Origin of the sequence: Streptomyces sp. NPDC021012, from assembly GCF_044333355.1 — a bacterium.
Classification (GTDB): Bacteria; Actinomycetota; Actinomycetes; order Streptomycetales; family Streptomycetaceae; genus Streptomyces.
In genome coordinates this window covers 102,447-127,331 of record NZ_JBIRQU010000010.1, presented here as the reverse complement: position 1 = coordinate 127,331, position 24,885 = coordinate 102,447, and the positions used below count along the sequence as shown (strand labels likewise).

Annotated in this window: 17 protein-coding genes; 5 read left to right on the top strand and 12 right to left on the bottom strand. The window is 71.0% G+C overall.

All coding sequences use genetic code 11. The features are described 5' to 3' along the window. Positions 1 to 2,049 precede the first annotated feature (2,049 nt). From ACH4TP_RS29175 to ACH4TP_RS29160, 4 genes are read right to left on the bottom strand one after another with little or no spacing between them, the layout of a single operon-like run. Positions 2,050 to 2,208 carry a DUF6760 family protein gene (locus ACH4TP_RS29175; RefSeq protein WP_398439552.1) on the bottom strand — a complete coding sequence of 53 codons (159 nt, stop codon included), beginning with the start codon at positions 2,206 to 2,208 and terminating at the stop codon, positions 2,050 to 2,052. Continuing rightward, complete coding sequence (locus ACH4TP_RS29170; RefSeq protein ID WP_389235251.1) at positions 2,205 to 2,696, bottom strand: hypothetical protein; 492 nt, start codon at positions 2,694 to 2,696, stop codon at positions 2,205 to 2,207. Before ACH4TP_RS29170 ends, ACH4TP_RS29175 begins: the two co-directional genes overlap by 4 nt. Beyond that, positions 2,693 to 3,133, bottom strand: coding sequence for a phage tail protein (locus ACH4TP_RS29165; protein WP_041127466.1), 441 nt, complete (start codon positions 3,131 to 3,133; stop codon positions 2,693 to 2,695). The genes ACH4TP_RS29170 and ACH4TP_RS29165 overlap by 4 nt, the downstream gene beginning before the upstream one ends. Positions 3,134 to 3,174: 41 nt before the next feature. Beyond that, positions 3,175 to 4,728, bottom strand: coding sequence for a phage tail sheath family protein (locus tag ACH4TP_RS29160; protein WP_398439551.1), 1,554 nt, complete (start codon positions 4,726 to 4,728; stop codon positions 3,175 to 3,177). Positions 4,729 to 4,972: 244 nt separating this feature from the next. Here ACH4TP_RS29160 and ACH4TP_RS29155 point away from each other — a divergent pair, with 244 nt between their 5' ends. After that, positions 4,973 to 7,003 carry a DUF4157 domain-containing protein gene (locus ACH4TP_RS29155; RefSeq protein WP_398183339.1) on the top strand — a complete coding sequence of 677 codons (2,031 nt, stop codon included), beginning with the start codon at positions 4,973 to 4,975 and terminating at the stop codon, positions 7,001 to 7,003. Positions 7,004 to 7,019: 16 nt separating this feature from the next. On the opposite strand, the gene ACH4TP_RS29150 is transcribed toward ACH4TP_RS29155, so the two are convergent. The 4 genes from ACH4TP_RS29150 to ACH4TP_RS29135 all read right to left on the bottom strand — a co-directional run bounded on the left by ACH4TP_RS29150 (position 7,020) and on the right by ACH4TP_RS29135 (position 13,895). Further along, a complete protein-coding gene (locus ACH4TP_RS29150) occupies positions 7,020 to 9,119 on the bottom strand; it encodes an ATP-binding protein (RefSeq protein ID WP_398439550.1) in 2,100 nt (699 codons plus the stop codon). Continuing rightward, positions 9,116 to 9,823, bottom strand: coding sequence for a DUF4255 domain-containing protein (locus tag ACH4TP_RS29145; protein WP_398183345.1), 708 nt, complete (start codon positions 9,821 to 9,823; stop codon positions 9,116 to 9,118). Before ACH4TP_RS29145 ends, ACH4TP_RS29150 begins: the two co-directional genes overlap by 4 nt. Next, positions 9,820 to 13,032, bottom strand: a complete 3,213-nt coding sequence (locus ACH4TP_RS29140) for a hypothetical protein (RefSeq protein ID WP_398439549.1) — start codon at positions 13,030 to 13,032, stop codon at positions 9,820 to 9,822. Before ACH4TP_RS29140 ends, ACH4TP_RS29145 begins: the two co-directional genes overlap by 4 nt. A gap of 170 nt (positions 13,033 to 13,202) precedes the next feature. Next, positions 13,203 to 13,895: a LuxR C-terminal-related transcriptional regulator gene (locus tag ACH4TP_RS29135; RefSeq protein WP_398439548.1), complete on the bottom strand. Its 693-nt coding sequence runs from the start codon at positions 13,893 to 13,895 to the stop codon at positions 13,203 to 13,205. Between the two features lie 235 nt (positions 13,896 to 14,130). Here ACH4TP_RS29135 and ACH4TP_RS29130 point away from each other — a divergent pair, with 235 nt between their 5' ends. Beyond that, positions 14,131 to 15,468, top strand: a complete 1,338-nt coding sequence (locus ACH4TP_RS29130; protein WP_398439547.1) for a hydrolytic protein — start codon at positions 14,131 to 14,133, stop codon at positions 15,466 to 15,468. A gap of 1,126 nt (positions 15,469 to 16,594) precedes the next feature. Continuing rightward, positions 16,595 to 17,035 (top strand): transposase, encoded by a 441-nt coding sequence (locus ACH4TP_RS29125; RefSeq protein WP_398439676.1) that lies wholly within the window; start codon positions 16,595 to 16,597, stop codon positions 17,033 to 17,035. A gap of 74 nt (positions 17,036 to 17,109) precedes the next feature. Here ACH4TP_RS29125 and ACH4TP_RS29120 read toward each other — a convergent pair whose 3' ends face one another. Next, on the bottom strand, positions 17,110 to 17,523 hold the full coding sequence (locus ACH4TP_RS29120; RefSeq protein ID WP_389235220.1) for a hypothetical protein: 414 nt from the start codon (positions 17,521 to 17,523) through the stop codon (positions 17,110 to 17,112). Between ACH4TP_RS29120 and ACH4TP_RS29115 the strand changes: the two genes are divergently transcribed. Beyond that, positions 17,451 to 18,443 carry a DUF1326 domain-containing protein gene (locus tag ACH4TP_RS29115; RefSeq protein ID WP_398439546.1) on the top strand — a complete coding sequence of 331 codons (993 nt, stop codon included), beginning with the start codon at positions 17,451 to 17,453 and terminating at the stop codon, positions 18,441 to 18,443. The genes ACH4TP_RS29120 and ACH4TP_RS29115 overlap by 73 nt on opposite strands. 18 nt (positions 18,444 to 18,461) lie before the next feature. Beyond that, positions 18,462 to 18,812, top strand: a complete 351-nt coding sequence (locus ACH4TP_RS29110; RefSeq protein WP_398439545.1) for a hypothetical protein — start codon at positions 18,462 to 18,464, stop codon at positions 18,810 to 18,812. A gap of 7 nt (positions 18,813 to 18,819) precedes the next feature. Here the strand turns inward: ACH4TP_RS29110 and ACH4TP_RS29105 are convergent, their stop codons facing one another. From ACH4TP_RS29105 to ACH4TP_RS29095, 3 genes are read right to left on the bottom strand one after another with little or no spacing between them, the layout of a single operon-like run. After that, the gene (locus tag ACH4TP_RS29105; RefSeq protein WP_398439544.1) at positions 18,820 to 19,989 is read right to left on the bottom strand and encodes a peptidoglycan-binding protein; all 1,170 of its coding nucleotides are present in this window, start codon (positions 19,987 to 19,989) and stop codon (positions 18,820 to 18,822) included. A 30-nt stretch (positions 19,990 to 20,019) separates the two neighbouring features. Next, entirely contained in the window at positions 20,020 to 21,870 is a 1,851-nt protein-coding gene (locus tag ACH4TP_RS29100; RefSeq protein ID WP_398439543.1) for a M64 family metallopeptidase, read from the bottom strand. A 19-nt stretch (positions 21,871 to 21,889) separates the two neighbouring features. After that, the gene (locus tag ACH4TP_RS29095) at positions 21,890 to 24,883 is read right to left on the bottom strand and encodes a peptidoglycan-binding protein (protein WP_398439542.1); all 2,994 of its coding nucleotides are present in this window, start codon (positions 24,881 to 24,883) and stop codon (positions 21,890 to 21,892) included. Between the last annotated feature and the right edge of the window lie 2 nt (positions 24,884 to 24,885).

The window sequence follows — 24,885 nt, the reverse complement described above, 5'->3', positions numbered from 1 at the left end:
GGGCGGGGGCCGCCGGTGGATGCGGTCGCGGGGCGAGCGCCTGCCATGGGTTCGGCCGCACGGCGGGCGACGACGACCGGGGCTGGGCTGCTGGGGCTTTGGGGACGTCCGTCGCCGGGACCGGGACCGGGGTGCCTCGCCTCGGGCCGTACGACTGTGCCCGCCGGAGCCTGAGACGCCGCGCCCTGGGGCGGCGTCACCAACGGCGTGGCAGGGCCGGTTCCGTGGTCCGTGGGGCTGCCGCCCTGGGGGGCCGGGTGGTCCGCGAGGTGGCGCTGAACGTCGACCGTCCCCAGCAACGGTGCGTGGCGTGCCGTATCCGAGGCGGGCTCCGTGGGCGGCGTACGGTCCCCGCCCGGCGCGGGCGATGCCGGTGTGCGCTGGATGTCGGGCCCGGATGCCGTACGGGAGGCCCGGGCCCCGGACGCGGCGGAGCCGGGCAGACCGGCGCTGGCCGGCATCGCGGGCAGAGGCGCCCCCAGGCCGCCGCGCGCACGCGCACCGGAACGCCGCGGACCCGAAGACGGGCCCGGGGCGGGGCCGCCGGAGGCACCCTGGGTGTCCTCGGCCTGCCGCTGAACCACGGGAAGCACCGGACCGGATACGGGCGCGACAGGGGCGTCATCCGCCAACGGCACCGCTGTGGAGGGAAGTTCAGAGAGCGGTGCACCCAACGGAGGTCGACTTCCAGTGCGCTGCACGGGGGCGCTCGGCGCACGGCTGCCGGAGGAACTCCGGGCGTCCTCCACCGGCGGCGCACCCAACGCCGGGCGACTTCCCACACGCTGTACGGCAGCGCTCGGCGAAGGGCTCACGGAGGAACTCTGGGCGTCCTCGGCCTGCCGCTGAACCACGGGAAACACCGGACCGGACACAGGCCCCGCAACGGGCACGGGTCCCGCAGCGGGCGCGACAAGGGTGTCCTCCACCGGCGGCGCACCCAACGTCGGAAGACTTCCCGCACGCTGTACGGCAGCGCTCGGCGAAGGGCTCACGGAGGAACTCTGGGCGTCCTCGGCCTGCCGCTGAACCACGGGAAGCACCGGACCGGGCACAGGCCCCGCAGCGGGCACGACGGAGGCGTCCTCCACCGGCGACGCGCCCAACGGCGGCCGATCCCCCGCACGCTGTACGGACGCGCTCGGTGCGGCCCTCTCGGCGACCACCGCAGACCTCAGGGCAGGGGCATGGCGTACAGGCCCCGTCAGCCGGGGGGCGACCGTCAAACGGGGACCCACCGACCGTGGCTGGACGGCGGGGAGGGGCGCCTCCGACCGGTTTCCGCTCGGCGCGGGCTGCGTACCCGTCTCCGGCGCCTCCTTCGCGGCACGCTGGACGGACGGTCCGACCGCCCCGGGGATCACCGCGACGCGTCGCACGAGCGGAATCGGCGCGGCGGCCGACGGGGAAACGGCCCGTTGGACAGCGGGAGTCGGGGAGGAAAGGACAGTGGGGGAACCTACGGACGACGTGATGTCACGACTCTGCGAAGTTCCGCCCGACCTCCCCTTCCCCCCAGTGCGGTCGGCACCGGAGGAGCCACCACGAGCTGGACGTACCGACGCCGACGCCGACGCCGAGCGGGAATCCCCCTGCGCCCCGTCCTCCGGCCCCTCGCCCCCTTCCGTCCGCACCGCCCGAAGCACCAGCGGCCCCCCGTCAACGCTCACAGCGCGCGGGCCGGCCGGGCGAGCCACACCCCGTACCAGCCCGGCCGGAGCCGTCGGCAGCAGCGCATGCCCGAGCCCGCTGTCGAAGGAGGGGTTCTGCCAGGCGGCGAGCGCCGCACGGAAGGTGAGGCCGTCACTCACTCCCAGCGGAGCACGGGAGACCGTCAGTCGAGGTGGGGCGGTGCGACGCCAACCGCCGTCCCAGCCGCCAGGCACGGAGGAACCCACAGGACCTGATGCACCTGACGCACCCGATGTACCCGAAGGATCCGAACCACCGTCGCCACCGGCATCGGACCCCCCGGGCACGACAGAGCCCCGGGCCCCCGCCCCGCCCGCCCCGGCGCGGCGGCGCAGCCTGTCCCGCCATGCCATCTACTCAACCGCTTTCGTTCATACGGGTGTTGATACGGGCGATCTCGGTCACCCACTGCTGGCGTTCGCCATGCGTGAGATCGAGGATCTCCTCGCGCTCCCAGTGGAAGTGGTAGGCGATGTACGCGATCTCCTCCCGGAGGCGGGGAAGGGCGTACGTCACGATTCCCCCAGGCGCCCACCCGAGAGGTCGACCTCGAAGCCGCCCTCGCAGTGCGGACAGGTGACCGCCGCGCGGGTGTGGCCCTCGCTGTTGACGCGGCGGTAGAAGTCCTGGAGGAACGCCACGTCCGTGGCGTACATCCGCTCGACGATCCCGGCATGCACATCCGTGATCGTGCCGAGCCGGGTGATCACCTGGCTCAGCAGCACCACGCTCAGATACGCCGGGTTCTCCTTGACCCGCAGGTCGATCTGGGGGCGCAGTTCGTCGCGGGCCGTGGCCAGCCGCATCGAGCCGTACCGGTGCACGGTGCCCGCCTCGTCGACGTACCCGCGCGGCAGCTCGAACTCGAACTCCGTGCGCAGCCCGCTGTTGTCGCCCTCACGGCGCGGCGGGGTGGGGGCCGCCGTCTGCTCCGGCGCCTGGGCGGGCGCCGTGACCTGGAGGAGATCATCCAGGCTGCCCGCTGTCACCGTACGGCGTCTCATTCGACGACGATCTCCTCGAACGTGATCGTGACCGACTCGGTGGCCGGGGACGACTCGCCCGCCTTCAGGGAGGGGCCCTCCCACTTGGAGGCCCAGCCCTGCATCAGCTGGATGCGGCGGACGGTGTTGCCCTCGGTGTCCTTGATCTCGATGGTGAGGTTCTGCCGCGCGGTGTTGACGGCGCCGTTGTTCAGGGTCTCCTTGATCCACTGGGTGAACTCGCTGCTCTGGTCGAGTCCCCGCGTGATCGTGATCTCACCGGCCTGCCGGGCACCCGGCTGCTTGCGGATGATCTGCTTGCCCTCCGCGGTGACCTGCTTGACCTCGACGACATCCTCTTCGACGGTGAACCCGCTGATCTCCTGGATGGACTCCACCAGGTATCCGCCGAGCTGCACGCCGAAGACGTGAGTGGAAAGAGCATCGCCCGTTGCCATGACTGTCTGTCAACCTTTCCTTACAGAACCGGACTCGCGGATCACTCGTCGATGAGGCTGGTGGTGTCGGAGAACTGGGCCAGCCGGAAAACCACGAACTCGGCGGGCTTGACCGGCGAGACGCCGATCTCGCAGACGACCCGGCCCTGGTCGATGGACTCCTGCGGGTTGTTGTCGCGGTCGCACTTGACGTAGAACGCCTCGTCGGCGGTACGACCGAACAGCGCGCCCCGGCGCCATTCCTCGGTGAGGAACGCGGTGACGTTGCGACGGATGCTGGACCACAGCCGGTCGTCGTTGGGCTCGAACACGACCCACTGGGTGCCCAGGAGGATGGACTCCTCTAGGTAGTTGAACAGGCGGCGTACGTTGAGGTAGCGCCAGGCCGGGTCGGAGGAGAGCGTGCGGGCGCCCCAGATCCGGATGCCGCGGCCGGGGAAGGCCCGGATGCAGTTCACGCCGATCGGGTTGAGCAGGTCCTGCTCGCCCTTGCTGAGTCGGAGTTCGAGGTCGACCGCGCCGCGGATCACCTCGTTCGCCGGCGCCTTGTGCACACCGCGCTCGGCGTCGCTGCGCGCCCACACACCGGCGACGTGACCGCTCGGCGGGACGGTGGTGTTGCGTCCGAGGGCCGGGTCGAAGACCCGCACCCACGGGTAGTAGAGGGTGGCGTACCGGGAGTCGTAGCCCGCCTCGTCGTTGCGCCAGGTGCGCACCTGCTGGGCGTTGAGCCCGGGCGGGGCGTCGAGGACGGCCACGCGGTCGCCCATCTGCTCGCAGTGCGAGATGACGGCGAGCTGCACGGTGCGCACGCCCTCGGCATCGATGTCGCCGCGCTGGTAGGCGCCCATCAGATCGGGCACCGCGACCATGGTGATCTCGTCGATGGTCTCCAGACCGCCGAACCCGGTACGGGCCGCCGCGTCGCCGACGTACTCGGCGGGGTCGATGCGTGTCAGCTCACCGGAGCCGTCGGGGGCGGGCGCGCCGGCGGCGTCGGGGATCGCGAGGGTCTGGGCGGCGGGCTTGGCCTGGGTGGCGCCGCGCTGCTCGGTGACCTCGATCAGCTTGGAGGCGCGGGTCTGGGCGACCAGGTAGCCCTTGACGTTCTTGCGGGGGGAGGCGTCGTACGTCTCCACCACCTCGTCGCCGCGCCGGACCAGGAGCTTGAAGCGGTCCTCCGGCGGGTTCTCGCCGTCCACGTCGGCGACCTCCACCGATACCCCGGTCACGCCCGGCTTGGCCGCGATCAGGAAGCCGCCGAGTTCGACCGGCGCAGCCGCCTTCGGCTGCCGGCCGCCATTGACCGACGGGCCCGGGGCGGCCTCGGCCGCCCCGCCGATGCGCACCACGTACGCGGCGCCGCCGCCGTTGGAGAAGTACCCGTAGAGCGCGTGGGCGAGATAGGTACCCTCGGTGAAGCCGCCGAACACCTGGGAATACTGGTCCCAGCTGGTGACCAGCGTCGGCACGTGGAACGGGCCCCTCTCGGCGAAGCCGACGAACGCGGCGACGGCCGTGCCGACCCCTTCGATCGGTCGGGCACCGGACTGCACCTCCTCCACGTATACGCCCGGGGTGAGGTACGTCGGCATGCTCGCTCCTTAACGTCCTTACGGTCACCTGTGTCCAGGCCGAGTCTGCGCGGCGTACCGGCGGAGCGGCAGGGACCTGCGGACCTGCCCGAGGGCAATGCGTCTGCCTTTACGGACGCCCCGGATTGACCGTCCCGACGTCGCCCACCGTTGCCCTCGCGCTGCCCCTTCGGGCCTGGACGCCCCGCTCGCCCCCGCGATGAACTGGAGAGCCGCAGCATGGGCGCCGACGAGGAGGCAGCAGGTGCAGACTTCCAAGCCGCGCACCGGCCGGAGCGAGGACCAGGAACCGGCCCGCGGCCAGGCCGGCGCCCGACGGGAGACGTCCGGGAACAGCGCCGCCGTACCGCCCCCGCTCACGGCCGCCGCGCTCCAGGCCGCCCAGGGCACGGCGGGCAACGCCGCGGCGACCGACATGATCGCCCGCCGCGCGCGCACCACGAAAGCCCCGGAGCAGCCCGGCACCGAGGTGCACGATGTCCTGCGCTCGGCCGGCAGGCCCCTCGCCGGGCCGGTCCGCCAGGAGATGGAGTCCCGGTTCGACGCCGACTTCTCCGACGTACGGCTGCACACCGGCGCCTCGGCGGCCCGCTCGGCCCGTTCCGTCGGCGCGCGTGCCTACACCTCCGGCAGCCATGTCGTCATCGGCGAAGGCGGCGGCGACAAGCACACCCTCGCCCATGAACTGACCCACGTCGTCCAGCAGCGGCAGGGGCCGGTCGCGGGCACCGACCACGGCGACGGCCTGCGCGTGTCCGACCCTTCGGACCGGTTCGAACGGGAGGCCGAGGCGAACGCGCACCGGATCATGGCGGGGCCCGCACCCGTGCAGCGGGCGGAAGCATGCACCGCGGAGCACTCCGGGCCGGTGTCCTCCGGCGCGGCGGTGATCCAGCGCAAGGGCCATGAGGCGCTCTCGGACAAGCTGCCGGCGGTCGGGTCCGACGGCAACCCCCTGAAGTCCTTCCTCAAGTCCTGGGGGAGCACGCCCGCGCAGGAGTCTCCCGAGCTGGCGGAGATCCGCGAGGGCATCAAGGCGTACGACGCGGATCCCAAGCGTGACCCGATGCACTGTGCGATGGTGCTGGTGACACTGCTGATGGCGGTCGGCAGCGCCGAGGAGAATCTCACCAAGGAGTCCGGGAGCGCCGCCCGGCACTTCCTGACCGAGGCCCGCGCGGCCCTCAAGGCCGAGAACAACCTGGTGACCGAACAGATCGGCAGGGACAACGACTTCCCCGCAGAAGCACGCGCCCCCTTCGAGGCGATGACCGCGCGCGGCCTGCTCTGGAACGAGGAGACCTGGGCCGACAGCGCCGTGGCGTTCGCCATGAACGGGCCGAGCTATTTCCGCGAACTCTCCGAGATGAACCGGGCCGGTATGGCCAACGAGATCAATACCCGCGGGCGCAAGGACTGGGTGAGCGGCGTCGAGCAGAGCCTGACAGCCGCGCTGCGGCAGAGCGTGCTGTGCCACTACACCAAGGACGAGGCCCGGGCCGACCTGCTGTCGCAGGCGAACCAGATCAAGTCGAAGACGGAGCTGCTGAAGGACGACCCCGACGCGGCCAACAACTCCGAGGGCTACGACGCGCACGTCCTGGCGAACGAGGGCTTCGTCTTCTTCTTCCTGGAGGCACCGGGCAGCGAGTTCCGCGACACCCGGTTCGGAAAGGTCCGGTTCGAGATCCCGCTCGCGGACTCGCCCCTGGAGTCCCAGGGCTGGCTCATGCTCAGCGACTTCGCCCAGCGCGAGTATCCGGTGATCAGGGCCGACCCCGCCGAACCCACGGACTTCAAGAGCGAACTGCCCACCCGCATGGACAAGATGCCCGAGCGGTTCTCCCGGCCCGTGCGGAATTTCGACCGCGGGATGAACAAGACGGACCTCGACATGATGGAACTCGTCATGCAGGCCAAGGCACAGGAGACGGACCCGGAGCGGGCCAACCTGCTCCCCGTCGTCAAGAGCGAGGTCGCGGCGGACGAGTTCAGCACGATGACCTACGGCGCCGGCCACCGGAAGGAGAAGGAGTACAAGGAGCGGATCCGCTCCAACACCCTGCGGGGCAGTGACATCATTCCCGGCCTGGTGGACCGCGCGGTACTGGAGATCATGCGGATGGAGGACGCCAATCCCGCGTTGGCGAACCGGCTGAAGAGCATGTCCGGCGCGGAACTGATGAAGTTCCTCCTCAAGGACCTCCTGCGTCCGCAGGCGATGCTGCCCAACAGCGTGGATCTCAGCAAGGCCACGAGGAGGTCCAAGGCCTGACCCCGGACCGGTCGCCTCAGGCGCCGGCGGCCTGTGCCAGGAACGGTCCGAACTCGCTCTCCAGGACCAGCCGTCCGAGCTTGCGGTACTCCTGGGCGATCGCGGTCACCGTCTGCCGCATGGTGAGCGGCTCGCCGGACTCGGCCGCGAGGTAGGCGGCGGTGACCGCGCAGGCGCGGATCGAGCCGCCGGCCAGTTCGAAGCGGTCGGCGCAGAAGGCGAGGTCCAGGTCGTCGCCCCGGGGCAGCCGGTCCCCCAGGCACCGGTCCCACAGGGCGAGGCGCTGGCCGGCGTCCGGCACCGGGAAGTCCGCGACGACGTCCAGGCGGCGGGTGAACGCCTCGTCCAGGTTGGCCCGCAGGTTGGTGGTCAGCACCGCGATCCCGTCGAACGACTCCATGCGCTGCAGCAGATACGCCGACTCGATGTTGGCGTGCCGGTCATGGGCGTCCTTCACCTCCGAGCGCTTGCCGAAGATCGCGTCGGCCTCGTCGAAGAGCAGCACCGCGTTGACCGCCGACGCCTCGGTGAAGATCCGCTCCAGGTTCTTCTCGGTCTCCCCGATGTACTTGTCGACGACCGTGGACAGATCCACCACGTACAGGTCCATGCCCAGGTCCGCGGCGACGACCTCGGCGGACATGGTCTTGCCGGTGCCCGACTCGCCGGCGAACAGCGCGATGACACCGCGGCCCCGGCCGCCGCCGGGTCGCATCCCCCACTGCCCGAGCACCTGCTCGCGGTGGCGGGCGCGCAGCGCGAGTTCACGCAGCCGGCGGTGGGTGGTCGGCGGCAGCACCAGATCGTCCCAGCCGACCCCCGGCTCGACGCGCCGGGCGAGCCGGTCAAGGCCGGCGCCGTTCTGCGCCCGTACGGCGGTACGCAGATCGTCGGGACCCACCTGCCGTCCCTCGATGGTGGCTGTACGCACCGCCGCGTCGGCGGCCCGGCGCAACTGCCCGGAGTCCAGGCGATGCGCGGCGACGGCCCTGGCGAGCGCCTCGACGTCACCGGTCACGGCGTCACCGGCGGCCCGGTCCAGCGCGTGGCGCCAGCGTGCGGCCTGTCGTTCCGGGGAGGGTGCCTCGACGTTCAGCACGACGGGGGTGTCGGCCGCCCATGCCGGATCCCAGCCGGTCGTGCCGTGGGTGAACAGGGGGATGCCGCGTAGTTCGGCGCACAACGACGAGAGTGTCCGGGCTCGTTCGGCGGGTTCTCCGGGCAACGCGGCCAGCGGGCCGAGGACCACACCGGAGCCGGTCAGCCGGGCTTCGAGGGCGATCACCCGGGCGAGTGCCGGCACGTCGGCCGAGCGCCGGGCGAGCGCCACCGCGTCCAGGACGAGCGGGCCGAGCCCGGCCGCGTGCAGGGCTGTGGTGGCCAGCCCCTCGGCATCGCCGCCCCGGCTGCGCAGATGGACGAGACCGACACCGGTGCCGGCCGCGGCCGCCGCGCGGTGGACGTCCGCGGCCTCGGCGGTCGGGTCCTCCCGGGCCTCGCCGAGCACCCCGGTGAGCCGGGCGTCGGGCCGTGTGCCGCCCAGGAGGTGCGCGGTGACCCGGTCGGGGACGGCCAGGACACGGGACAGCGGCGGCCGCTCCGGCTCGGTGACCTCCACCAGACCGTGTGCGATCAGCGGCGCCCCGGGGGCGAGGCGGAACCGGGCGGGCGAGGCGCCGCCGAGTCCGCACAGCTCCAGCGCGAGCCCGACCGTGGGCCGACGGCGTGTCAGGTCGTCGTTGAGGTAGCCGTAGAGCCGTTCGAACCGCGCGTCCAGGTCGGGTGCCATCGAGACCAGCAGCAGGTCCAGGTCGAGCGAGGACAGCCCGAACCGCCGGACGAGTCCGTCGAGCACGGACCCCGCCGGCGGCTGCCAGAGTCCCTGGGCGGGCATGTCCAGCCCACCCGGCTCGTCCAGGATCCGCGCCGCCGCTTCCGGGGTGAGGTACTGGCCCCGGTAGGGATCGTCGGGATCGGGGTCCGCTGACCGTCGTACCGCCACGGCCTCCCGTACCCGCGCCTCGACGGCACCGAGCCGCTCCCACAGGGGATCCACACCGGTGTTCCCTCCCGCGCCGACACTGCCCCCGACCGCGGGTTCCACGGTGTACGTCACGCCTGCCGATCCCCCCTACGTCGCCTGCGCGCCGGGGCCGGCGGCCGTTCACGGGGCCCGGTGAACCCGTCGCGGCCGGGGTCGGTGGCCTCCGTGTAGCGCAGCCGGCGGCCCGGGCTCGTCTCCTCACCCTCGCGGGCGGCGGCGGAGCGCACGACGAGGCCTTCGGTGACGGGCGGTGCGGCGGCCCTGGTCACACCGGCGAGCGGTGCCCGCACCCGTACCCCGAGCGACGCCTTCAGCTCTCCGCCGAGCGCCGACCAGACGTCCGCGGCGGCCGGCGCGTCCATGCCCGTCCCGGCGGTCTCCAGGCCCACGGTCAGGCCGAGTCCGGCGAGCGAGCCGGTGAGCAGCCCGGCGGGCAGCGTGTCGTGCGCGACCAGCGCGCCGAGCACCTGGGACAGCAGCCGGTGCTCGTCCTGCGGGCGACTCGCCCAGGCCGTGACTAGATAGGTCAGCTGGAACCAGCGCGGCGGGGAGCGCCGGGCGACGAGGTGTCCGTCCTCGTCGTACACCTCCCCGGCACCGGTACCGCGTCGTACGGCGTCCTCGCGGATGTCGTACAGGAAGACGCAGACCGTCGGGGCGCTGCGGCGGGCCGCCCAGTCCCGGGTGGGGGCGTCGAAGACCACCTCGACGCCCGATGCCTCCAGACCGCTCTCGGCGAGCAGTCGCCGCAGGCCCTCGTCGACCTCGTGGATCACCGGCGGGTCACCTCGTCCGGCGGCTGCACACTGCCGTTGACGACCAGGAAGTCGGTCTTCACCGGGGAGAATCCGGGTCCGGCGGCGGTGATGGTGCGCGGCCCGGTCTGGTCCTTGGCGAGGATGAGCAGCTGGCCGATGAACGTGCCGTCGGTCTTCGGGATCGTGGGCGCGGCCGCCGCGGTGATCCCCGGGTTCCACGTGAACCTCACCGGCACTCCCGGCGGGAAGTCCTTGCCGCGCACGGAGGTGACGAAGCCGGGCTTGCCGATGTCCGGCACCGCGACGATGCGCGGCTGGAGGATGCGCAGCCGCTCCTTGGCCGTGTTGTCGTTCTTGTTCGCGTCCGTGCCGGTGGTGGTGAGCACGCCGGTGACCTGGCCGGTCATCGCCTTCTTCGGGCTGAGCACGACCCGTACGACGGTGCTCGCGCCCGGCGTGAGGTCGGGCAGCGCGCACACCCAGTTCTGGTCGCAGCCCTCGGGCGGTCCGCTGTTGGGCAGTCCCGAGGGCAGGCCGATCTTCAGCCGCAGTCCGGTGGCCAGCGCGTTGCGGCCGTTGCGGACGGTGTACGTCACCACGACGCGGCCGCCGACATAGCCGGGGTTCGGCTGGGCCGTGACCCGAACCCCGGGCCCGGCCTTCGGCTCCTCGGGCTCCGGGGGCACCGTGGGCGGCGTGGTGGGGGTCGGGGTGGGCGTGGGAGTCGGGGTGGAGGGCGGCGTGGTGGGGGTCGGGGTGGGCGTGGGCGTGGGAGTCGGGGTGGGCGTGGGAGTCGGGGTCGCCTCGTGCACCGGGACCACGGTCCGGCCCGCGTTGTCGCTGGGTTGCGGGTCCAGGACCGTACCGGTGACCGACCAGTCGACCGGGGCGTCGCCGGGGGTGACTCCGGTGAGCGTGACGTCCACCGGCACGGTGGTGCCGGGTTCCACCACGCCCAGGTCGCACTGGAGCGAGGAGGCGTCGCAGGTGCCGCCGGGCCGGCTGATCCCGGTGACCTGCACGCCGGTCGGCGGCGCGACGGTCAGTCGGGTGCCGGGCGAGGCGGCGGGGCCGTTGTTGACCACGTCGACGCGGACCGTGGTGGAGTCGCCGACGGTGACCTCCGGCGTGGTGCCGGGCGCGTGGACGGCGAGGTCCACGGACTGCTGGACGGTGGGTTCCTTCTGGCGGCCCGCGAGTTCGGCGGTGAGCGGGGTGATGTCGCCGGAGTCGACGTCCAGGAGGCTCAGCTTCTCGGGGCTGTTCACCGGGGCCTCGGCGCGGGAGCTGAACACCAGGCTCTTGCCGTCGGCGGTCCAGGCGGCGTCGCGCGGCTGGTGCGGCCCGGTGGTCGTGGTGTCCGGCAGCTCCCGGCCGCAGGCGCCGGACCGGCCGCGGGCGGCGGTGGGCAGCAGCACCTGGCAGTCGCCGCCGGACACGGACGTCAGGAGGATGCCGTTCTCCTCGTCGATCCGGCCGGCGCCGTTCTTGCGGTTGAAGGCGATGCTGCGCCCGTCCGGGGAGAACGCCGGGCTGTCGTCGATGACCGCGCAGTTACCCGGGCAGTCGGTGGCGCTCAGGTCGCGCTGCTGGGTCAGGTCGTTCACGGGCACGGTCCACACGTGCTTGTTGCCGCCGCCCCCGTTGATCTTCATGTTCCGGGTGAAGGCCAGGGTGATGCCGTCGGAGGACCAGGTGGGCTGGGCGTCCTGGCCCTGGAGCTGTCCGCCCGGCGGCACGACCTCGCCGGTGATCGCGCCGGTGGCGACGTCCGCGATGAGGATGCGGCTGGCTCCGGCCGCATCGCCGACGCCGCCAGGCGAAGTCCGGGTGAAGGCGAGCTGCCTGCCGTCCGGGGAGAACGTCGGGTCGGTGTCCCAGTCGTTCGCGCCGCGTCCCGCGAGCGGCAGCGGCGCCGCGTTGGAGCCGTCGGCGTCGGCCATCCAGATCCGCTCGATCCGGCCGTCGGCACCGCCCTCGAAGCGGGTGAGGACGATCCGGCGGCCGTCGGGCGTGTAGTTCTGCCGCTCGGTCCACGGGTCGTGGCCGGCCGCGGGCTGGAACAGCGGGTCCTTGGCGGGGTCGGTGTTGGTGTCGGCCGCGGGATCCTCGTTGAGGATCGTCAGACCCAGGTCGCGTGGGTCGGAGCCGTCCGCCCGGGCGTCCTGGAGCGTCACCACGTGCGGGTTGGCCGCCGAGGTGCGCTCCACCACCGCCCTGCCGCCGTCCACGGAGCCGAGCCAGGTGGGCGACAGGACGTTCCGGTCCTCGTTGAGCACCAGCGAGGGGACCTGGTCGGAGTGGGCGGTCGAGCGGAACACGTGGTTCCAGTCGCCCTCGCACTGACAGGTGATCTCGGGGCTGAGGAACAGCACACCGTCCCCGTCGGGCAGCCACGCTGCCCCGTGGGCCCGCCAGGTTGCCTGCGCGCCCCCGAACAGCGGCTCGTCGGCGGTCCCGTTCGTGATCCGCAGCCGGGTCACGGACTGCCCGTCGACGGTCGTGGTGGCGGTGTACGCGACCCAGTCGCGGTTGACCGCGTCGTCGACCGGGTTCCAGGCCGGCTCGGAGGCCGTGCCGTTGACGGGATCGGTGATCCGGGTGGCGGTGCCACCGCTCAGGGCCCGTACGTAGATCTGCCGGCCGACCAGCGGGTCGCTGTCGTCGGCGTACGCGATGCGCTGCCCGTCGGGGGAGACCGTCGGGTCCTCCTCGTTCGCGGACGTGTCGGTCAGCCGGGTCAGGCCGGTGCCGTCGGTGCGCACCAGCCACAGGTCGCGCCGGGTCCCGCCGCCCGGTCCTGCGGACTCGGCCGCGTCGAACACCACCGACTGGCCGTCGGGGGTCAGTTGGGGGTGCGCCGCGTCCATGCCGCTGGTGAGCCGTCGTACCGAACCGTCGGCGGCCCGCAGGTAGACCTGCGGGTCCTTCTCGTCGCGACGGCCGGCGAAGACCATCTGGTCGCCGAGGGCGGACGGCTGCGTGTCGTAGTGGACCGGGCCGCCACCGAACAGCGGGGTGCTGGAGGTGCTGGAGGCGACCTCACCGAGGCTGCGGTGGCCGGTGCCCGCGTACGCGACCCGGGTTTCCGCGGCGTCGGCAGCCGCCGCGGGCTCGGCGCTGCCCGGCCCGGTCGCCGCTGTCACCCCGAGCAGGGGGATCAGCAGCAGGAGCGAGGTGCCGAGTCTCCCCAGGCGGTACCGCCCGCCGGGGCCAGCGGTTTCCATCTCGGTCCCCTTCGCAGTCTGGTGCGGCATCTGGATGTGCCCCCGCCACCGTCTGCCGGCCGCGCGCGGGACGGCAGGGCTCGGGGGCCGCACCCGGGGGAAGCACGCGGTGTCCTTTCGGGCACCGCCGCCTTCCCCTCCACCGTCGGGCGGTCCGTCGAACGGACCTTTCAGATCAGCCCGTTGCGCAGCGCGTAGCCCACCGCGTGGGCCCGGTTGCGCAGTTGCAGCCGCGTGATGATCTCGTGCAGGACGTTCTTGACGGTTCTCTCGGAGTACGAGGTCTTGCGGGCGATCTCCGCGGTGTCCAGGCCCTCCGACACCAGGCGCAGCATGTCCGCCTCGCGCGTGGTGAGCGCGGACAGGGACAGGGCCCCGGGGTCGAGCGCCGAGCGCTGGAGATTGCCGACGTGGCTGAGCAGCTCGCCGAGCAGATCGCCGGGCAGCACCCCCTCACCGTTGGCCGCCGCCAGGACCAGCCGCACGAGCTGGTCCTGATCGGCCTCGGCGCGGCGCAGCACCACCGGCACACCGCACTCGATGACGCGTTGCAGCCCGCCGGCCCCGAGGGTGCCTATCACCAGGCCGGTGCGGGTGGCGCTGTTGTACCGCAGCCGGTTCAGCAGGGCGGCCACGTCGTCGTCGATGCCGTCCACGACCACCAGCGAGACCTGGGCCCGCTCCGCGTCGGCGTCGTCCAGCAGTTCGATCTCGGGGCGCTGGCGCAGTTGCTGGACGACACCGACCCGCAGCACGGGGTCGGCGGCGTAGACGGCCACGGTCGCCCGGGTCGGGCCACCGGAGCGAGAGGTGCGGTGGATCGAGCCGGTCTGGACGAGATCACGTGTCGTGGTGTCGGACATGGCAGGACCGTTCTCCTCTGCGCGGAACATGGGATACCTGTTTCCGTGGGTCAGTGGGGGGTTGAGTGATACAGCGCGAGGCGATCACGGGTCAGCGGCGCACCGAAGGCGGCTCACCACAGTAAGAGCCCATCGTTACTTGGGAGTTGACAGTGGCTTGCCGGGCAGCGTCACTGCCCGCGTATTGCCCTCCCGTCCCTCCCCCGCCTCCCGGGCACCTTCCTACGGTGGCAGCGTGACGCCTTCCGCAGCCTCTTCCGGTCCCGGTGCGCCCGGCCTCGACATCCCGGCCGTGACCGTGACGCCGGGTGACATCGCCACCACCAGCCTGACCGTGCGCAACGACAGCGACATCGTCGAGGCGTACGACCTGAAGGTCGTCGGCGACTGCGCCGCCTGGACCACCGTGGAACCCGAGCGCGTCTCCCTCTACCCCGGCACCTCCGAGACGGTGACGCTCCGTCTGGCGCCGCCGCGCTCGCCGGAGATCCGGGCCGGCGAGACGCCCCTCGGCGTACGGGTCCTGCCGAACGAGCACCCCGAATCGGTCAAGGTCCTCGAAACCACCGTGCACGTCGGTGAGTTCCGCGAGCTGAAGACCGAGCTCGCCCCGCGCCGCCGGCGTGGCTGGCTGCGCGGCCGCTATCTGCTGGCCGTGCGCAACCAGGGCAACACCCCGGTGCAGGTACGCTTCGCCCCCGGCCAGGCCGGCGAGGAACTGGGGTTCGCCTTCGCCCCGGCGGAGCCGAAGCTGGAACCCGGGGAGTCGACGGAGGTCCGGCTGCGGGTCCGTACCGCCAAGCCGGTGTGGTTCGGCAACCCCGTGGTCTGGCCGTTCACCGTGGACACCCGCGAGACCGGCGAGCAGGAGGAGACGGCGGAGGCCCGCTGGGACGATCCCGTCGTCCGGCCGCCGCTGGACGCGGAGTTCGTCCAGATACCGATCTTCCCGAAGTGGCTGCTCGCCGTGCTCGCCGCGCTGCTCGCGCTGCTGCTCGCCTGGTTCGCGCTGGTCCGTCCCGCGGTGCGCAGCGCCGCCGAGGAGGCGGCCACCGAGGCGGTACGGCCGCGCACCACCCCGGCCGCCGGCCAGGCGGGCGGAGAGTCCCCCGGCACCGGCACGAACAACCGGCCCGGCGGCGGCCAGAAGTCGGGGGCGGCGACCGGATCGGGCGGGGGCTCCTCGGCCGAGGGCGGCACCACGACCGGCGCCGGTCAGCAGAGCTCGGCGACCATCGACCTGAAGACGGGCACCGGGCAGACCAAGACCGGCACCTACAAGGTTCCGGAGAAAAGCGTCTTCGGGGTCACGGACATCGTCGTCGCCAACTTCCAGGGCGACGAAGGAGTGATGACGATCACCTTCGGCGACCGCAAGATCACCACAATCGCGCTGGAGACGTTCCGCAACCAGGACTACCACTGGGTCACCCCCATCAAGATATCCGAGAACGACACGGTGACCATCAACGTGACCTGCACGAAACCCGGTACACCGGCCACGGGCCGGCAGGCGCAGGAATGCCATGAAGTCCTCAATGTGAGCGGAATACTCAGCCGCACCACCGAGTGAATCGGACGTTCTTCTTCCGGCTCATTGTCGGTCACTGGTGACCACATCTGTAAAGCTCGGTATCCCCTTCGGCCGGAAATCGATAACCCGGGTCTCAAAAGCAGCACCTGCACCGGCACCAGCCGGGCGCCCGAACCACCACGGGTCGCGGACCCCGGCAGGGCACGGCCCCCTGACCGACGTCGCAGCGGCGCCAGGGCAACCCCGCCACCTGGCCACCCATGGTGATCGAGCAGGCCTCGCGGTCCGGGGCCGTGAAGCAGCCGTCCGACCAGCGATACCGAACGTGCCATCCGCCGACAACTCCAACGGGAGAAACTCGGAGAAGTCGTACAGATGCAACTCCAACAGTTTCGCCGGGGCAGATTCGCCATCAGTCCCGACAGCGGCGAGTTCAACACGGCACATGTCCGTTGTAGATGGTGAATTCAGCGATCGACCACCAGTCACTCGCGACATTTCCGGTGCTGACGACCTTGATGTACACGTACACGTCCACGCTAGGCGCATGATCGCCGATGTTGCTGCCGGAATGGAGCAGGATCTTGTCGAACGTCTGCGTCTGCCCCCATGTCGACTTGGACCCACAGGCCGTCGCACTGGCCTGTTCCGCAGCTGTATCGGGTGCCGGAGTGGCGCGGCAGTGCCACCCGATACGACAAAACCGCCGAACCCTACGAAGCGGTCGTCGCTCTCGCCTCACTCCTGACGGGCGTGACATTTGCCGACAGAACCTGGGTCCACCCTGAAGCTACTGAACTTGATCGGGTGATGTCGGGGATGTTTGCCTGACGCCGGCCTGTTGGCTGCGGTAGCTGTGAGGTACGCGCAGGGCGGCGGGTTGACCGACGCCGAGAGGGCCGCGCGGGAGCGGATCCGGCTGCAGGCCCTGGAACGCTTCGAGGGCGCGGAGAAGAACCGGGAGATCGCTGCCGCGTTGCGGGTGAGCGAGCGGTGGCGCCGGGCTTGGCGCGAGCGAGGCGAGGCCGGGATCCTGCCGAAGGAACCGCCCGGACGTCCCAGGCTCAGCTCGGTTCAGATTGCGAGACCGGAGCGGGAGTTGGAGCGTGGACCACTCGTCCACGGTTGGGCCGATCAGCGGTGGACGCCGGCGCGAGTCAAGACGCTGATCGGTCGAACCCCGGTCGTCCGGGTTCGCGGCCGAGGCTCCGGACGGGTGTCGATGCCGGGTATGACCTGCTACAAGCCGGGCGAGCGGTCCCGGCTGATCTACGCCATCCGCGAGTACCGAGGGCGCAAGGGCGAGCCGAAGGCCTTCGGCTCGCGGAGCCTCCGCGACCTCTTGGTGCGTGCCCGCATCCAGCTCGGCGGGCCGATCGTGCTGGTCTGGGACAACCTCCGCCTCCACCTGACCGTCGGGATGCGGGAGTCCATCGCCGCGGATGCCGTCTGGCTCACCGTGTTCCAGCTCCCCACCCACGCGCCGGACCTGAACCCGCAGGAGGGCATCTGGGCGCTGGTCAAGCGCGACCTCGGCAACCTCGCCGCAGCCGACCTGGGCCAGATCACCAGGGCCGTGAAGCGCAGGCTCAAGCAGATCCAGTAGCGCCCGGATTTCGTCGACAGCTGCCTTGCGGGCACCGGCCTCATCACGGACGACTGAGCGGCGCTGCAGATTCGTCAGTCGCCGTAGTACCGGTCGTAGGAGGCGGAGCGCTCCTCCACTGAGAAGCCCTCGAATTGACCTTTTGCCTCGAGCTCGCGCAGTCGGTCCAGAGCCGCTGCCGCAGCAGGTGCACGGTTGGCCGAGAGGTGGGCCTTCGTCGCGTCGAGCCCGTGCCCAAGCAGGAATTCGATGTCGATCGAGCACGCTGCGTCGAAGCTGGCTTGCTTCGCACTCCAGATCAGGAGCACGTCGTCGAGGTCGCCGCTGTTGAACAGATAGAAGCAGCAGAGCCTCATCAGCTCGGTGTCGCCCTCGCCCTGGGAGCGTCGCTCACGCGCCGTGTGCTCCCGGAGGAGTGCACGGATCTCGTCGAGGTCCGCGTCGACGGGGCGAAGCCCGTAGCGGCGCCAGCATTCCTCGACATCCATCACTGGTCTCCTTGATCGTCCGGCCCGGCCCGTGGCCTATCGGCCCCACCCATCGCCGTTCGGTCGGACGATGGCCCCTCTGCCGGTCACAGTATGCACACCGAGGGCCAGCCCATGTGGGTCGGCGGTCACCAGCGCAGGTGACCGATGGCCCACGCCACCGGACATCACCCGATCAAGTAGAAGGCGACTGCGTCGCGGGCGGCGGCCGAGCCGACAAGCTCGTCGACCTCGCGGGTGCCGCACAGCCGGTCGGCCGTGCGGTGCTCGTCGAGCGCGGCGGAGATCTGCGGGTGGCAGCGGCCGGTGGGGAACGAAGACGGGGTGGTCCAGGCGGTCGCCCAGCCGAGGACCGTGCCCCGTCCAGCGCGAGGGCGGCGGTGACGGCGCAGCGAGCGGCGCTGGAGGACATCTTCCGAGGGAACGCCGGCGGGTGGCCGGGCAAGTTCGGATCACTGGTCAGCGACGTACGCGATGTCCGTTACGCATCGATGGAGTTCGAGGCCGCCCATGATCTGCGGTACCGGCGCGCGACCATCTCCGGGAAGGTCGACGTGGACGCCACAGCTCTGACCGGCCCCACGGCGAACCCGAAGCGCCGCGTACAACTCGTCAACGCCCCGGGGCGGAGGTGGGACCCGGCCAGGTGGCGACATGGGGCGTCGTTCAGGACAACCGCGCCGAAGGGTTCTCCGTCTCCCGCGAGTACCACGGTGGATCGGGCAGGCACTTCCCCTAGCCACGGGGGTGCGCGGCATCGCTTCCTCATCAGGCGGTGTTTGCTGCACGTCGTCCGACGGTCGACCGTTGACGGGCCGGTCGCCGCACCCCCATTCCCGCGCGGACGTGTGAGCCGTCCACGCATGCGCGACTCCAGTCGAGTTCGCCGACTCGGTCTCCGTCGTCACCGACACCGGTGACCTCGTCGCGGAGACCTGGTGGCCAACTCCTTCATGGGCCTCATACCGGGGAAGCCGGCCAACCCGCCCTTCCAGGACGACCCGCTCGGCAACCTCGTCAGCTTGCGCGAGATGCTCGCACTCAACCCCACGTGCCTCCACGCGGGCCACGGCACCCCGCTCGACCCCGACCATGTACGGCGCTGGGCGCCCCGCGAACAGCGCCGCCTCGCCCGCCTCGCCCGCCTCGCCCGCCTCGCCCGCCTCGCCGCCCGTGGACGGTCTCACCGCTCGGGCGGACAGCGACAAGGACGGGAAGGTGTTCTGGGAACCGACAGGGACGTACCCGAGCGCCCGCCCAAGGCCGGTGGAACGCCGGAGGGCCGCTGAGGGGGGCTCAACCGTAGAGCAGATCGAAATAACCCTGCACCTCTTGAGCCATGGCATCCAGCACCATCTGCCAGGTGATCTCGTCCTCCAGGTCGTCCGGGCTTCCTTCGCCGTCCCAGTCCGTGTAGATCGTGTCACCGTGGAGGGTGAGGGCCGGGACTTGATCGGCGTCCAGCATTCCCGGGGCGAACGCGGACCTGAGATGGTCCTGTTCGAGAGCCGTGACGGCCGGTCCTCCCACGTCGATGCGGCCGTCCGGGATGCTGGTCACCGCCTCCTGGAAGGCGATGATCGCGCCGTCCGTCTCAGGGCCGAACAGTCCGTCCTCGGCGATCAGTGCCAAGTCCTGACGCCCGCGCCAGTCATTGAGGAGGAGCTGGGCGTACATGACGTCGTCCCCGATGTTCGGCGCCGGTGCGCCCGCGGCGGATGCCCTGCCCACAGCCCCCTGCAAGGGCGAGGCCACCGAGGGAAGCAGTCCTTCCAGAACGGTTTGCGTGTCCTCCGGGGAAAGCCGGATACGGACGACGGCCGCCAGTGCCGCCGCCCGCTCCAGGGCGCCGCACTTCTCGTCCTGACGGGGGCGCGTGCTCACCAGGCACAGCCGGTACAGGATGAGGCCGTCGGTCTCCCACTCCACCTGGACGACGATCTTGTAGCGGCCTCCCAGGGCGTTACCGCCCGGCAGGTCGACGACGAAGTTGGGCTTGTAGGTGTTGCCCGCGTGGTACGGAAGGTTGGCCATCCCCGGCTGGCAGAGGAGTTTGAACCAGGCGATCTTTTCGATCCCCTTCGCCCTCCCGCTGGCCGAGTCGGGCTTGATCTCATAGAACTCGGGCCGGCTGACACGGTGGGAGATGATGTCGGGAACCTTGACGTCCATGAGCTTGGGGCTGCTGGCCAGGCACTGGTCCACGATCGCCTGGGAGTTCACGTGCGGGGTGTGGAACCTGAGGTAGTCCGCCATGTTCGCACAGCGGTGCTTCCCCACGTTGATGTCGAAGAAGTCCAGCTTGCCGCCGGATGAGGGGAACCAGAGCTCGCAGCCCCCGAATCCCTGGTTCTTCAGGTGCTTGCAGTAGTCGGCTGCCACGATGCCTTCCACCCAGTCGGCGACCGCCTGCCGCAGCTGTGGCGTGTCGAAGATCTCGCCGGGCGGTTTGCAGTTCGGCGGCATGTCGTCCTCCTCGTCTCCGGGATGGCGAGGTCAGTGCACGGTCAGGGGAGTGAAGCTCAGTGTCTGCTTCAGGGCGTTGTAGAAGTACAGGTCCTGGCTCGGGACGCTCGCCGACGGCAGGCTCACGCGTCCGATCGCCGGAGCACCCACCCCGAGGATCGACAGGCCTCCCAGGCCGGGCGGGGGGACGCGGCACACCGGGTCCACGCCCGTCCCGCCGTCGCGTACGTGGTGGATGAAGGCGTTGCCGTCGAGGCCGGAGTAGCGGACCAGGTAGGGGTGCCCGGCGAGGTCCAGCATCGCGACATGGGTGATGTTGCGCTTCCAGAAGCCGGATCGCGAGGCGAAGGTCATGGTGAAACCGGACGGAGCGAGGTGACGGATCATCACCTCACCCGTGGGCATCCGGTAGGTCAGGGCGTAGGGCTCGCTGCCGATCATCACGGCCACGACGGCCGTGTGGCCGGGGCCCCATTGCATCGTGGAGACGGGGACCGGATCGACGGTGTCACGGTCCAGACGGAACAGCCCGGCGTCGCCGGTCAGGCTGTTGTAGCCGAGGTAGTGGGGCGCCCCGCCCAGGTCGAGTGTCACCACGTGGGTGTGCGAGGCGTGGCCAGGCGGTGTGGTGTGGGTGGCGGCCAGCGAGGTCCCTGTGACGTCCATCGCGAAGATGCCCTGCGTGCCCGGACCGAACTGGTGGCCGAAGTAGTGAAGGGCTCCACCGATCTCGAAGGGAACCAGCCAGGTCCAGTCGGCGCCGATGGATCCGGTACCCAGTGCGGGGTCGGCCGGGTTGAGTGGCGGGGTGCCGTCGGGGCGGCGAGCCGCGGAGATGTAGTAGCGGTCGGCGTCGGAGATCGCGTACGTGCCGGTGACCGCGTTGTACGACAGCATGCGTGGGGGGTTCGTGCCGGCCGCGAAGGTCTGCACATGCGTCCAGGCCCCGGCCCGTGTCTCCGCCCCCAAGCCGATGTCGACCATGTAGTGGCCGATCTCCAGACGTGCCGTCGTCTCGCACACCCGGCAGAAGGGGCGGGTGTTCTCTCGCATGCGGCACTGAAGGGACGGTCGGAAGATGCCGCAGTCGTGGTAGTGCGCGCCCTCGTAGGCGCCGACGGCGTCGGCGGGGATCGGTGGGCTCGCCGTGATGACCGGATGATCGCGTACGCAGGGTGTCGATCGCACCGTGGTGGGGATCTGTGACTGCGGCAGGGTGAGATGCTCGGCCCACTTGATGAGGGCGGTATCGGTGACCGTGGTGACGTTGGGTTCGCTCGGCTCCGCCCCTGTGTGTGCGGACACCGGGTCCGACAGACCGCGCGTGTAGGGGTACTCGTCGGCGAGTCGGAAAGCCTGGTGCCCGAGTTCGTGGATCGCCACGTCGGGCCAGGAATCACCGAACTTGCTGAACCAGCCGACCTCATCGGCCATCGTCCCGCCGTAGACCTGTGTGTTGTTGATGATGACGAGGAAGTGACTGACCGGGCCGAGCGCCGGCTGGCTCCGCACGAACTTCTTCACGGCGTCGCTGTCACCGTAAGCGGTGCGTTCGATCTGCCGGCCCTGGAAGGTGTCCCGGCCGAACAGGGCGCCGAACGCGGTGCCGAAGGGGGAGACGGCGGGCGCCGGCGTGAGGAGCCGGATGGTGGTTCCGGAATGCGCAGACGCCTTGCGGACCTTCACCACGTTCAGCAGCGGCCGCAGGTCGGTATGGCTGAACGGCGGGGTCGCGAGCAGCCGTTTGACGAACGTCGCCACGTCGGTCTCGAACAGCCCGGCATCGAGTTCGGACTGCGTGTAACCCTCGGGCACCACGGCGACGGTCCAGCCGCGGGCAACCCGGCTCGCGTCCCCGAGGGCGAAGTCGACGACCTGCACTGGCACTCCTTCAAGGCGGCTAGGTGAGGGGCAGGGCGAAGATCTGGGACGCCGGTTCGTCCAGCCGGCCGGGATCGGGCGGGCTGCTGAACAGCACGACCGTGGCACCGTCGGGCAGCACGGGGGCCAGCAGTTCGAAGGTGCCCCGAGGCGCGTCGAGGGGCACCGCGTCGAAGCCGCTGCCCTCCTCGGGGCCCGGGACTTCTTCAGTGAGGACAGCGATCGGCTGATGACGGCCACGCCGGTAGAGCACCCGGCCGCCGGCGTCGCGGACCTCGTACCAGAACCCGGCGCGGCCCAGGGGGGTGTCGTCGGGATCGGCGGCGAGCGGGGCGGTCATGTCCAAGTCCTCCCGCGAGACGAACCGGACGACCGGGCCGCCCTGCGCCCAGTCGGCGCTGTCGTACGAGAAGGTCAGGCGCATGCTCTTGGAGTGGGGCAGGCCGTCGGGAGCGGGGACGGGCGGCGGACCGCCCAGTGCGGCCCAGGTCTCGGGGGTCACGGTTCCGGTGGCGGCGAGGCCGTGGGCCGTCTGGAAGTCCCGTACGGCGGTCTCCGTCCGGGGCCTGTACACGCCGTCGTCGTCGAGGGGCGGCTCGGTTCCCTGCCGGTTGAGCAGGCGTTGGACGACGGCCACCGGCGGTCCTGTCATCGGCGGGATACGGGGGCCGGCTTCCAGCAGGGGGAACGGGGCGGCCACGGCGAGCGCGAACCAGACCGGCGTGTCGATGTCGTCGCCCGGCGTCAGGAGCGGTCCGGCGCGGAAGGTGCGTACGGCGGCCAGGGTCAGGACGCCGAAGTTGCCGTCCACGACGAGGGGCGGCAGCGCGGCTCCGGCCGCGTTCAGCAGGCACTGGGCCAGCTTGACGTGGCCGTCGACCGCGTGCGGGTCGGCCATCTGCGCGAGGGTGGGCAGCAGGGCCCACTCCAGGACCTCGGGCTGCGGCGCGTCCGCGACCGGCTCGCCCTGCCGGGGGTTCACGTGGTGACGGATGGTCGTGGTGCCGGGGACGAAGCCGCCGCCGCCCGCGTAGTCGATGACGATGACGCTGTCACCGAGCGGGAGAGCGCTGGTGGTGATGCTCGCCCGGCCCTGGTCGTCCAACTCCGCGGTGCCGAGGGGCGGGCCTTGCTGGAGGGAGAACGTCACGGTGCCGCGGGGTGGGGGCACGTCCTGGTCGGTGGGGCGCACCAGGGCGTTGACGGTGACCTCCTGGCCCTCCTCCGATGGGTGGGGTGAGGTGGGGGGCTCGGCGCTGTAGCGGCCGGCCGTCGCGTACGGGAAGGTGAGGGTGCCGTCTCGCTCGAGGTCGAACCCTCTGCTGAGGACGCCGTGGGCCGTCCGCGGGAGATAGCCGGGGGCGGGCAGCAGCACGAACTCGGCCTGGCGGTTGCTGTACCGGAAAGGTGGAGGTCCGGGGGTGGCCGCGAAGATGTTGTCCAGCCCGAAGAGGTCGCTGTCCGCCGCGGTCGCGTCGATCAGGACGGGGTACCCATGCAGCACGAGCGTGTCAGCGGCAGCCGAAGCGAATCCGGCGAACTGTGAGGCGACGCCCACCTGACCGTCACGGCCGACCTCGAACTGCAGATCCGCGACAACTCCTGGACCGGGCTGGAAGCCGTAGCCGGCCGCCGGCAGCAGCGTGAGCTCGTTCACCGACCCACGGGGCAGGACGTCGTCCGACCGAGCCATACCGAGCGGAAACAGGTCGTGCGAAAGCGCCGTCCCGTCGATTCGAACCTTGTACCCACGCAGCGCGAGCGTGTCACCGACGGTCAAGGCGAATCCGGCGAACTCGGGTCCGACGGTCACCTGACCATCACGGCTCACGCCGTACTGGAGATCCGCGACGATCCCCGATCCGGGCTGGAACCCGTACCCGGTCGCAGGCAGCACCGTCAGCGCGTTCACGGACCCACGCGACAGAAAGCGTTCCGCACCGACGAGACCCGTCGGCACCACATCGTGCGACAACGCGGTCCCGTCCACGCGGATTCGGTATCCACGCAGGACGAGCGTGTCACCGGCGACCGAAGCGAATCCGGCGAACTCGGCACCGACGGTCACCTGACCATCACGGCTCACGCCGTACTGGAGATCCGCGACGATCCCCGATCCGGGCTGGAACCCGTACCCGGTCGCAGGCAGCACCGTCAGCGCGTTCACGGACCCACGCGACAGAAAGCGTTCCGCACCGACGAGACCCGTCGGCACCACATCGTGCGACAACGCGGTCCCGTCCACGCGGATTCGGTATCCACGCAGGACGAGCGTGTCACCGGCGACCGAAGCGAATCCGGCGAACTCGGCACCGACGGTCACCTGGCCGTCGCGGCTCACGCCGTACTGGAGATCCGCGACGATCCCCGATCCGGGCTGGAACCCGTACCCGGTCGCAGGCAGCACCGTCAGCGCGTTCACGGACCCACGCGGCAGGAACTCATTCGGCCGGGCAAGACCGAGCGGCAGTAGGTCGTGCGACAGCGCGGTCCCGTCGATGAGAATCCTGCAGCCGCGAACGGTCAGCGTGTTTCCGAATGCCGAGGCGAAACCCTCGGCATCCGGATCGAGCCGGATCGATCCGTCCGCGGACAGTGCGAAGGTCAGGTTCCCGTATCCCCCGTTGAGGCGGTACTGGGGACAGGGCAGCAGGGAGAGATCGTGCGGCCGGTCCGCGGTCAGGGCCGCGTTGCCGGTGTCCAGTGTGAGGTCTTGGTCAAGGGCGGTGGCATCCAGGTGCACGGAGAGGCCGTGCACCGTCAGACGGCGGGTGCCGCGTCCCTCGGCGATGCCGTCGAGGGACGCGTCGAAGTCCAGCGTTCCGTCGGCGGCGACCGAGAACACGAGGTCGGAAGCGGCGGCCGAGCCCTGCTTCAGGTGGTAGGTGCCGGGGGCCGGGAGAGACACCGTCGGCGGTGGGGTCGCCGACCCGTCGATCGGCCCGGTGCCGGCCTCGGGCACCGTGAACCGCGGCTCGGTGAGGTGTGAGGTGTCGATCTCGATGTCGGGCATCG

Bases quoted from the DNA above. Each gene is read 5' to 3' on its own strand.
- ACH4TP_RS29160 (WP_398439551.1), bottom strand. From the start codon at position 4,728: ATGCCGACGTACCTCACCCCGGGCGTATACGTGGAGGAGGTGCAGTCC.
- ACH4TP_RS29105 (WP_398439544.1), bottom strand. From the start codon at position 19,989: ATGCCGCCGAACTGCAAACCGCCCGGCGAGATCTTCGACACGCCACAG.
- ACH4TP_RS29140 (WP_398439549.1), bottom strand. From the start codon at position 13,032: ATGGAAACCGCTGGCCCCGGCGGGCGGTACCGCCTGGGGAGACTCGGC.
- ACH4TP_RS29135 (WP_398439548.1), bottom strand. From the start codon at position 13,895: ATGTCCGACACCACGACACGTGATCTCGTCCAGACCGGCTCGATCCAC.
- ACH4TP_RS29120 (WP_389235220.1), bottom strand. From the start codon at position 17,523: ATGGATGTCGAGGAATGCTGGCGCCGCTACGGGCTTCGCCCCGTCGAC.
- ACH4TP_RS29165 (WP_041127466.1), bottom strand. From the start codon at position 3,133: ATGGCAACGGGCGATGCTCTTTCCACTCACGTCTTCGGCGTGCAGCTC.
- ACH4TP_RS29095 (WP_398439542.1), bottom strand. From the start codon at position 24,883: ATGCCCGACATCGAGATCGACACCTCACACCTCACCGAGCCGCGGTTC.
- ACH4TP_RS29170 (WP_389235251.1), bottom strand. From the start codon at position 2,696: ATGAGACGCCGTACGGTGACAGCGGGCAGCCTGGATGATCTCCTCCAG.